This window comes from Pseudomonas persica (assembly GCF_900291015.1).
GTDB lineage: Bacteria > Pseudomonadota > Gammaproteobacteria > Pseudomonadales > Pseudomonadaceae > Aquipseudomonas.
In genome coordinates this window covers 1-244 of the sequence record NZ_OLKL01000317.1, presented here as the reverse complement: position 1 = coordinate 244, position 244 = coordinate 1, and the positions used below count along the sequence as shown (strand labels likewise).

General features: G+C 59.0%; 1 protein-coding gene. It reads left to right on the top strand.

Translation table 11 applies throughout. The annotated features are described in order from the left end of the window. Positions 1–244 (top strand): hypothetical protein (locus tag FQ664_RS26715; protein WP_144175981.1); only part of this gene is annotated, 244 nt, incomplete at both ends.

Genomic DNA, 244 nt, shown 5'->3' with positions numbered 1-244 from the left:
GAGCACGGTGATGCCAAAGCACCTGTTCAAGCTGTACAGCACCTACCGGCTGCCGGGTATCCTCAGCGACTTCAAGGTTGGCGGCGGCGTGCAGGTGCAAAGCGCCACGTACATGAGCGGTACAGTGAATCGCTACGACAGCAGCGGCGCGCTGGTTGAGCGAAACGTACCGTTCGACTTCGACCAGAGCGGCTATGCGATCTGGAACGCGTTGGTCGAATACCGTGTCGATGATCACTGGAAC